This is a genomic window from Cupriavidus sp. DL-D2 (genome assembly GCF_039710735.1).
In the GTDB taxonomy this organism is placed as follows: Bacteria; Pseudomonadota; Gammaproteobacteria; order Burkholderiales; family Burkholderiaceae; genus Cupriavidus.
Map to the genome: position 1 here is coordinate 1 of NZ_JBDKXK010000109.1, position 9,804 is coordinate 9,804.

Here is a 9,804-nt window from a genome sequence, read left to right on the forward strand (position 1 = left end):
GCGCCGGATCTTCGAAGCGTATCGCGACAAGGTGGTGGAAGCGCGGACGTTGGTGGGGGGCAATTGAACGGCACGGTACAAATGTCGTGTATGGACACTTTGGACATTTGACCGCTGCGCGCGGCGCTCCGCCAGAAGACGTTCGACGTCATCTCTCGGTTTGCTCCCCTCTCCCATGACATGGGAGAGGGGAGCAAACCAGCGGTGTTTGAATACCCACCTCAAAACCCCACCGTCACCGAAGCCAACACCGTCCTCGGATCAGCCTGCGCCAACCCGCCATACGCATCCACGGCCACCCACCCGCGACGGTTCAGGACATTGCGCACGGCAAGGCGCAGCGTAGTGGGATAACGCCCGCCTTCCAGCCGATATCTCAGGCCGAGATCCCATCGCGTCCACGACGGGATGCGCTGCGTATTGGACGCATCCACATACTGCGATCCGCTGTAGGTCAGGAACGTCGTGAAGGTCAGTCCCGGAACAGGTGGCGCATCCAGTTCCACGCCAACGTTGGCTTGCCATGACGGCACGCCGATGGGGCGCTTCCCGCTCAATGCCGGGCTTTCGGTAATCGCGGCATCCACCCACATGGCACTGGCACTAAGACGCACACCGGGCAGCAACTCTTCGCGCACCGCGAACTCCAGTCCACGATTACGCTGTTCTCCATCGGCACCGTAGCGCGTGCCCGACATCACGCCGCTTACACGGCTGATCTGGAATGCACTCAAGCTGGCCGCCAATTGCTGCCGCGCAAACCGCACGCCAATTTCGTATTGCGTCGTGCGATACGGGGCAAGCACCTCTCCTGCATTCGATGCACTCGTCGGCGCCACGTCGCCTTTGCTCAGGCCCTCGACGCGGTTGGCATAGAGCGATACCGACTCGTTCGGTCGCACCACAATGCCGAACATCGGCGAGGCAGCGCCTTTGTCGTAGTGCGCGATGACACTGCCATCCGGATTGAAGTTGTCCGAACGAATCCGCTGATAGCGCAAGCCGGCGGTGAACTGCAGCGCACCATCGAGCATGACCATGGTGTCGGCCAGCGATACGCCTGTCAGGTATGTCGATGACACCTTGGGCACACTCGTCGGTTCGGGAATGAACTGCTGCGGCAATGCCACCGGTGCGTAGAGATTGGTGAGCGATGTGATCGAAGAATTCACCAGACCGCGGTTGAGCTGATCCCGGTAGCCGCTCAGCGCCAATGCCATCCGATGGCTCAACGGTCCAGTGCCGAAGTTCCAGCGTCCACCAGCCTCCGCGCTGGCTCGATCCACCTCGAACCGGTAGTTCGTGTCGAAGACCGACACATCGCCTGCCTCGTTGATGATGGTCGGCGTGATGGGAAACACGCGCGCCACGCGCGTGCGGCCACCGCCTGCGTAGGCGTAGAGCTGAATACGATCGTCCACGTCGTAGGTCACGCGGGCGAGCACCGAGCCATCGTTGATGCGCGAGGTCTCCCAAGGCTGGGAGATGTTGCGATGTCCGTCGGGCGCGGCCGGCACTGCGATACCGGGCACGATATGCACCAGCCGGAACGGCGCCGAGATTGTTTCGTGCTGGCCGATCACATCGAGACTCGCTTTCAGGCGGCTGCCGCGATAGTCGAGCGCCAGCGCTCCCGAGCCTGCACTGCGATGCTGATTGTCGAGCGCGGTGCCTCCCGCTCGATACCCGCCGTTCACACGCACCCCGAGTTCCCGATCGTCGCCGAACCGCTTGCTGACATCGACCGAGGTGCCGAATTGATTGACCGAGCCGTAGTCCACGCCGACTTCGGTACGATCTTCTTCCGCGCGCTTCGGCACGATGTTGATGGCGCCGCCGATGGCACCGCCCGGCGACATGCCGTACAGCAGCGTGGTCGGCCCCTTGATCAGTTCGATGCGCTCGACATAGCCTGTGGCCACGCGATAGTTCGATGCGATGCCGTAGACCCCATCGAACGCGATCTCCCCGAAATTCCCGTTGCTATAGGGAAATCCGCGAATCGTGAAGGCGTCGAGAATGCCGCCTGGTTTGCTGACCGAGCGCACCGACGCATCAGTCTCGACCACATCGGCAACGCTGTACGCCTGGAGGTCCTGGATGGCACGTGCATCGAAGCTGCGCGTGCTGACGGGCGCGTCGAATGCATCGACATTGCCCAGCAGTCCCAGACCAGCCTCGCCTCCTTCAACAACCCGCACGGGCGAGCGCCGGCCAAACACCGTCACGGTAGGGAGCGTCAGCGGTGCGTCCACGCCATTGGCGGAAGCACCCGCCTTCCTGCGGATCGCATAACCGCCGTCGCGCAGATCGACTACACCAAGATCCGTGCCCTCCAGCAGCTTGCGTATGCCTTCGAGCACGCCGAAGCGCCCGGCCAGCCCGGCACTCTGGCGCTTGGGCAGCGCGTCAGCCTCGAAGACCAGATCGATCTTCGAAGCCGACGCAAACTGGATCAGCACTTTGTCGAGCGGCCCCGGCGGTATCGCGTACAAGCGCACCTCCGCTGCACCGTCGTGCACGGATTCCGCAGCCGCGCATGCCGGCGTGCCCATGGCAACGAGCATCGCGGCAACGAACGCGCCGAAGACCGCGCGATAGCTCATCGACATGGACCTTGCATCAGAAGTCCACCGTGACCGAACCCAGGAACGTACGCGGTGCGCCTTGCGAGATGGTGCTGTACGACGCCACGCCGCCCCAGTAGTTCTTGTCGAAGGCATTGATAACCGTGGCGCGGAACGTGGTGGCCTTGCCGGCGACCTTCGTGCGATATCGCGCACCGAAATCGAACGTCGTCCACGATGCCACCTGCTGGGTATTGGCCTGGTTGACGTTGACGCGGCCCGTGTAGTTCATCGCGCTGGTCAGCGTCAGCCCTTGCAGCCACGGCAGATCCCATTCGGCACCGAGGTTCGCCATGACGTTTGGCACGCCGACCGGACGATTGCCCTGCGTTGTCGGGCTATTGGTCTGCGTCAGCTTGCCGTCGATCCACGTCACACCACCGAGCAGGCGAACGCGGCGCACCACTTCACCGGCCACGGTCAACTCCAGCCCCTGATTGCGCTGCTCGCTGTCGATCGCATAGACGGTGCCGTACAACTGGCCGCTGGGCTTGGTCATGCGGAACGCGGACAGGGTTGCCAGCAGCGAGCCAGAATCCACCTTGACGCCCACCTCCTGCTGCTTGGTCTTGTACGGCGCGAACACCTGCCCGGCATTCGACGCCGTGGCCGGTGCGATATCGCCCTTGCTCAGCCCTTCCACGTAGTTCGCATAGAACGACACATTGCGCCACGGCTTGAAGACGATGCCGGCCAGCGGCGTCACGGCGCTTTCATCGTAGCTGGCGGATTTCGCGCCCGTCGCCGCGTTGTAGTTGCTCGACTCTACCTGCTGATAGCGCAGGCCGAGCGTCAGCGCGACGCGGTCGTCGAGCGCGCTCAACGTATCCACCAGCGCCACGCCGGACAGCGTGGAGTCCGACACCTTCGGCACATACTTCGGCGGCGCAATGGACTGCGCCGGGCGTACCACCGGGTTGTAGATGTTCGACTGGACCGGCGTGCCCGCCACGTTCGCGTTGGCGATACGGTCTGAATAGAGATTGCCTTGCACGGCGAACGAATGCCTGACCGGACCCGTATCGAACTTCGCACGCACACCGGTATCGAACGACATCCGGTTGATCTGGAAGCGCCAGTTCTGCACCGCTGCAGACGTATCGCCAGCGGCGTTGAGGATGGTCGGGGTCTGATCCGAGAGACGTGAGACGTCCGAGCGCGTGCCGCCGGCATCGGCATAGACAGTCACGTTGTCGGCCACGTCATACTCGACACGCAGCAGCGTGGACACATCGTTCGATTTCCACCAGGTCCACGGCTGGGTGACATTGCGCCGCCCGTCCGGCGCCGCAGGAACCTTGATGCCGGACGCCACGAGGAACGGCCGCGTCGGTGCATCGATCCATTGATACTGCTCGATCAGATCGAGCGAAACTCGCAGGCGTTCGCCACGATAGTCGAGCCCCACGGCAGCCACTTCACTGCGCGACTTCTGGTTATCCAGCGCCGTGCCGCCCTGCCGATGCAGGCCGTTGAATCGCACGCCCCACTCCTTGTCCTTGCCCCATCGACGGCTCAGATCGACACCACCGCCCACCTGCGCATCCGAACCATAGTCGAGCGTGAAGCGGTTCAGATCGACATCGCCGGCACGCTTGGGCACCACGTTCACCACGCCACCCACGCCGCTATTCGGCGACATGCCATAGAGCAACGCAGCCGGACCCTTGAGCACTTCCACTCGCTCGATGTATTCCGGGAACAGGTGATAGTTCGGCGAGACGCCATACACGCCATCGAACGCAATCTCCGACAGATTCCCCTCGTTGATCGGGAAGCCGCGAATCATGAACGAATCGGTCACGCCACCGGTCTGGCCGGTGAAGCGAATCGACGGGTCCGCATTCAGGACATCGGCCAACGTCACAGCCTGCTGGTCCTCGATACGCTGCGCCGTATAGCTGCTCGTGGAAAACGGCGTATCCATGTTGCCGCGATTGCCCAGCATGCCGAGACGGCCACCGCGTGCGGTCTGGCCACCGGCATAGGGGGCGGGAAGTTCGCTCGCTTCATTGGGCACGCTGGCGCTCACGGTGACTGTGGGCAGCGTGGCTTCGGAAGACGCCTGAGCATAGGCATCGAAGGTTACGGCTCCCGAGCCCACGGCGATGCAGAGCATCGCTTGATACAACGCAGCGGTGACGGGCTTCAGCGGAAGTTGGCATGCAGAAGGAAAACGGGAAAGCTGACGACGGGATTGCGGTTGCGACATGGTTCGGAGTCCAGGCAGGTTGAAGGGTGTTCCTACCTACCAAGCCGGACAGCCGCGTCGATCCCCTCAATTTGAGTTGGATTAGTTTGTAACAACGAAAAAATCACCCCCAACTTGAACCGTTCGACCAAATTGGCAGGAACGGCTACGTCGTTGAAGCAGGGGCAAGAAAAGAAACGTTATTTTTAAGTAACCTTTGCCCGAACGCAATGTTTCGGGTCCGAGTGAAAGGCAGACTGCGCCACTTACCAAAATCCAGATACGTTTTGGGAGTGAGTGGTCATGAAGCAGCAGCGTCATCACAAGGCGGCGGACGCGCGCGCCGATCATGTACGCGGCAGATGAGTCAACGACTGTCGCTTCCGCGGGTCTCGAGCGATGACGAGACGCCCGGAGATTCGTCTGCACCGCAGGTCGACACCGTTCTGGAGACCCTGTGTCTTGCCGCGCGCTTCCACGCCCTTCCCGTAGGACCGGACCAACTCGCACACCAATTTCGCGCAAGCGAACGGCTCTCCGCCCCCGAACTCATACCCGCCGCTCGGCAGCTTGGCATGTCTGCGAGGTCGTCTCGCCAAGCATGGCGGATACGGTGGAGATCAAGACAGGGAAACGGCGGGTTATTGAGTATTTCTTGTCGCCATTAATGGTGCATGGGACTGAGAGTTTTCGAGAGCGATAGTGCGCCGCAGCTGTTTAACTGGAGAGTAAGAATGCAGAAATACTCGGAGAGGGAGGCGTTGTGGATACCGTTGGTGAGCAGGAGTTTTACCGTATGGCTACTTTATTCCCAATTGATACTCTTAGCCATATTAGCGACTTTCTCTCCAGATCACCCACCAAAAATGTGGCTGGCAATCGCTGAGCTTATAAATTTTCACATCGAATCCGTTGGCTCGGCATCCTCCGCGTCGGTTTTTCCCTTTGCCACCACCATTAGTTATTCGCTGCCAATAGTCCTCGCACCGTTTTTTGCCGCCCTTATAAGCCTTACCCCAATTAACTTATCTGAGTATAAAAAGCACATAGATGAACTCTCAGCTATAAAAAGATATTTATTGCTACCGATTTCCCTATTAATTTTGATATCCCCCCTCTCATCCAGCGAACAAATTTCGACACCATTCTTCTATTTATTATCATCAAACAGGATGATATTGATACTTTGGTCAGAAGGGATATTTATATTTTTCTGCTCCGTATGGTTGTTAGTATTTTTTGAAATAAAGAATATTTTTATATTTTTCACGAGGAAATAATGAATAATTCGCAAGCCACTATGCAGCAATTAATGACGCATATGGAAAAAAGTTACTCGAATTACTGGACCGGCTTGACTTCGGCCATATCCAACTCAGCAAAATGGCTAGAAAGTGCCGGCGGCGGAACCGCAAAACAGCTTGCCGCCTTAGGTGAGCAGTTGACGGATTTAGCGGCCACTCAAGCAAAGGACTTCATGAAACTTGCTGAAGGTGTGGGTACCCCCATTGAGCGGGCAGCCTTCCGCGAGATGGCCTTCGACATGACGCAACGTATTGATAGCATCCGTCAGGCTGGGTTTGACGCCTATAAGGAGTATGGCGAAGTCGTGGCCAAAGTGGCTAAGCAACGTACTTGGCGCTTGGCGGCGGGACATGCGGGCGTTGCACTAGATTATTTCAATGTAATCCGCGCCGCAAAAGAATCTCACAAAACAGGAGACTGGGATATTCTAGGCGAGGCAGCCGCCGGCGTCGTAGCAGCAACATTCCTATCCACGATAGCCGCAGTTGCGGCCAAAGCGGGGATGGTGGCCCTCGGGTTTGCTGGCGGCCCCGTCGTCGCTGCCATGTTTATAGCCGTTGGTGTCGCTGGATACTACGGAAGCGCCTCAGGGAAAGAGACTTTTTCTCTATTCAAAAGGTCAATCACATTTATTTCTGATCTGCTCGGATTATCCCCCGACCCCCTGGTCAAAACTATCCAGTACGTCGACCCCCTGGTCCTCGACCTCGACGGCGACGGCTACGAAATCACCAAACTTTCCGAAGGCATTCTGTTCGACGCCAATGGCAACACGATCAAGAACGGAACAGCCTGGGTTGGCCGTGACGATGGCTTACTCGTCTGGGACAGGAATGGCAACGGGCTGATCGATTCCGGACGCGAACTGTTCGGTGACGAGACGCTTCTTGCGGATGGCACCAAGGCTGCGCACGGTTTTGCCGCGTTGTCTGAACTCGATACAGGAAGTGAGGCAAATCCCGACGGCGCATCCGACGGGGTATTTGATGCAAAGGACGCCCGCTTCAATGAAATCCGGGTCTGGCGAGACCTGAATCAGGATGGTGTCAGCCAGTCGGGTGAACTGACCAGCCTGACCGACCTCGGTATTGCCAGCATCAACCTACGCAGCACGCGCACGAACGTCGATCACGGCGACGCAAAACTGGTCGAGGGTGGCACATACACGCGCGCCGATGGCAGCACGGGGAAAGCCGGCAGTTTTGTTCTCGCCCAGAATGGTTTCAAGCGAGAATTCAAGCGCATTGCCGTCAGTGACGACGCCGCCGCGCTGCCTGAGATCACCGGATCAGGGTGGGTTCGCGATTTGCGCGAGGCTGCTACGTTGAATCCCAAGCTCATTGCCATGATCAAGGATCTTGAGTCCATGACAGACCGCGACCGGTGGCGAGATGCAATCGGCGAACTGGTCAAGGAGTGGTCCAGTACATCCGAGTATGCAAGCGCCAGCGACCGAGCGATCGCGGACGGATACGCCCTGATTCTCAGCGAGCCCGAAAACGACGAGGAGCGGAGCTGGATGAAGGTCGCCGTGAAAGGCAGCGAAGCGGAACGGAACGCGTTCCGTGCAAAACTCGACTCAGCAGCCGTTGAACGCTTCGACGCCATGCGCGAACGAATGGTCGGCGGACTGGAGAAAATCTATGCCTATGAGAAGTTCACCGGATATACCTTCCTTGACTGGAAACAGATCAAAGGTGACGCCTCGAATTACGCCCCTCGCTTTGTAACGCAACGGACTGGCGTGGCTGTAGAGGCGTGGACTCCTCTCTCGCAGTTGATTTTCCAGAATCGCAACGAACTGGAATCTGACGAAGACGGCTTCATCCGCCTCACCATCCCAAACCAACCCGACGGCGTATCGCACTTCGACTCGCTCTGGAATCGCCTGGTCGACGATGCAGCTACCAACATGGTTGCGCTACGCCTCGACAAATACCTTGCGCTGGTGGATCTGACCGCCGACGGAAAGTCGCTCACGCTGGACACCTCGCGGATGGACAAGGCGCTCGCGGACGCAATGGCAGTCGATGCCCGCAACGGTGCCGCGCTGATACTCGAGATCTATCAGGCCCAAGGCAAGGTACTGGTGCCTGCAGGATGGAACGGCGTGGCGCAGATGGCAGACCTTGCACAGCGCGCACTTGTCGACCCAGCCATTCGCAAGTCATTCGCCGATGCAAAGATGAACTACATCACCGGCGGAGCCAGCACCACCGCAGACGGTGACGCCTACAGAAGCAATACAGTCGGGAACTCCTTCTCCGGCACCGCAGGTAGCGATGTACTGGTAGGGAATGCAGGCAACGACACGCTGAACGGCGGCGCGGGCAATGACATGCTGATTGGCAGCGCGGGGGACGACACCCTCTCTGGTGGCGATGGCGACGACATCATCGATGGCGGCATCGGCAACGATACGCTGTACGGAGGCGCTGGCGCCGACGTGTTCCGTTTCGGAACAGGGTACGGTCACGATTATGTCGGCAGTTCGGACAACGCCAGCGCGCGCCTGGACACGGTTGAACTTGCCAACATCAATGTCTCGGACGTGATCGTGGGACGGCAAGGCGACACACTCGTTCTGGCGCACACCAATGGGAAAGACATGCTGAGGGTGTATCGGTATTTCACCGAATCCGGCACCGTGAGTACTGTCAAGGTTCTGAAGTTTGCCGATGGCACGACTTGGAATGTTGCGACGACGCTCTCCAAGGTGACAGCGATCTTTGGCGACGAGTACGGTAACTCGTTGAAGTGGGATCGGGATTCGGAAGGTACCGTTTTCGGGTTGGGCGGCAACGACGGTATCACCGGCGGATCGAAGAACGACGTCATTGACGGTGGCGATGGCCACGACACCCTCTACGGCTACGGCGGTGACGACACCCTCATCGGCGGCGCCGGCAACGACACCCTCTACGGCGGCGACGGTGCGGACCTCATCGATGGTGGCAGCGGTAACGACACCCTCTACGGCGGCGCAGGCGCCGACGTGTTCCGCTTCGGCACCGGCTATGGACAAGACCGCATCCGCAGTGCCGACGTCGCCAGCGCCCGCCTGGATACCGTCGAGTTCCGTGACATCAACGCAGTCGACCTCGACATGCGCCGCGTCGGCGATGCGCTGATCCTCACGCACACCAATGGCAAGGATGTCCTGACTATCGAGGACTACTTCTCGCGCTCCAGCGACGTCAGCACCGTCAAGGAACTCAAGTTCGCCGATGGCGCCATCTGGGATACCGCTGCCGTCTCCCGGACCATCATCACTTACGGTAACAACTACCAGAACTCGATCGTCGGCCTGCAGGATTTCGCGGGAACGTTCTATGGCTATGGTGACAACGACGCTATCTATGGCGGCTCGAAGAGCGATGTCATTGACGGCGGCGACGGCCACGACACCCTGTATGGCCGAGACGGCAACGACACACTCATCGGCGGGGACGGCTACGACACCCTGTATGGCGAAGCCGGCGACGACACCCTCATCGGTGGCGCGGGCAATGACACCCTTTACGGCGGCGATGGGGCTGACATCCTCGATGGCGGTGCCGGCAACGATACCCTCTACGGTGGCGACGGCGCCGACGTCTTCCGCTTTGGCACCGGCTACGCCAAGGACAGGATCCGCAGCATCAACAACGCCAGCGCCCGCCTGGACACCGTCGAACTCAC

General features: G+C 59.6%; 3 protein-coding genes and 1 pseudogene. 2 read left to right on the top strand and 2 right to left on the bottom strand.

Annotated features, from left to right (window positions below):
- Positions 1-221 precede the first annotated feature (221 nt).
- Positions 222-2,612, bottom strand: coding sequence for a TonB-dependent receptor (locus ABDB81_RS29950; RefSeq protein ID WP_346814357.1), 2,391 nt, complete (start codon positions 2,610-2,612; stop codon positions 222-224).
- A 10-nt stretch (positions 2,613-2,622) separates the two neighbouring features.
- Positions 2,623-4,839 carry a TonB-dependent siderophore receptor gene (locus ABDB81_RS29955; RefSeq protein WP_346814358.1) on the bottom strand — a complete coding sequence of 739 codons (2,217 nt, stop codon included), beginning with the start codon at positions 4,837-4,839 and terminating at the stop codon, positions 2,623-2,625.
- 562 nt (positions 4,840-5,401) lie between these two features.
- Here ABDB81_RS29955 and ABDB81_RS29960 point away from each other — a divergent pair.
- Positions 5,402-5,521 (top strand): annotated as a pseudogene (locus ABDB81_RS29960) (HlyD family secretion protein); the annotation flags it as partial.
- 576 nt (positions 5,522-6,097) lie between these two features.
- A partial coding sequence (locus tag ABDB81_RS29965) for a calcium-binding protein (protein WP_346814359.1) occupies positions 6,098-9,804 on the top strand: 3,707 nt, incomplete at its 3' end.

Excerpts from the sequence above, each read along its gene's own strand:
- ABDB81_RS29950 (WP_346814357.1), bottom strand. The coding sequence starts at position 2,612 with ATGTCGATGAGCTATCGCGCGGTCTTCGGCGCGTTCGTTGCCGCGATG.
- ABDB81_RS29955 (WP_346814358.1), bottom strand. The coding sequence starts at position 4,839 with ATGTCGCAACCGCAATCCCGTCGTCAGCTTTCCCGTTTTCCTTCTGCA.